The sequence below is a fragment of the Streptomyces sp. PA03-6a genome (assembly GCF_033792765.1).
GTDB lineage: Bacteria > Actinomycetota > Actinomycetes > Streptomycetales > Streptomycetaceae > Actinacidiphila.
The window spans coordinates 1-632 of the sequence record NZ_JARAVK010000622.1; the positions used below are offsets into that span (position 1 = coordinate 1).

1 protein-coding gene is annotated in these 632 nt (G+C 74.2%); it reads left to right on the top strand.

From position 1 onward, the window contains the following. Positions 1-632 (top strand): FtsX-like permease family protein (locus PV350_RS46930; protein ID WP_500339348.1); only part of this gene is annotated, 632 nt, incomplete at both ends.

Genomic DNA, 632 nt, shown 5'->3' on the forward strand with positions numbered 1-632 from the left:
GGCCCTCGGCGTGACGCCGGGGGACGTGATCACGCTCGCCGACCGGCGGAACGGGCCGCCGCTGCGCGTACGGCTGACCGGCCTGTACCGCCCCACGGATCCGTCCGCGCTGTACTGGCGGCTGGACCCGATGGCCGGGCGCGGCGTGCGGACGCTGTCGTTCACCACCTACGGCCCGATGCTCACCGATCCCCGGGCTTTTGCTTCGGGCGCGGTGCCTGCGACCGAGGTCCAGTGGACCGCGGGAGCGGACTTCTCGGCCATGACCGCCGGCCGGCTCGACAGCGTCGGTCAGGACGTCCGGCGCACGGTGGGCCAGTTGGACGACAAGCAGCTGGACGGGAAGACGACGGCGAGCAGCGAGCTGCCCGCCCTGGCGGCCGACCTGAGCCGCAATCTGCTGGTGAGCCGTTCGACGCTGCTCATCAGCGCGTTGCAGCTGATCGTCCTCGCGGGCCTGGCGCTGATGCTCGTCGCCGGCCTGCTCGCCAGCGAGCGCTCCGAGGAGACCGCCCAGCTGCGGGCCCGCGGCAGCTCCCGGTCCCGCATCGCGGGCCTGGCCTCCGCCGAGGCACTGCTGCTGGCGCTGCCCGCCGCCGTGCTGGCACCGCTGTTGGCCGGTCCGCTGGTGC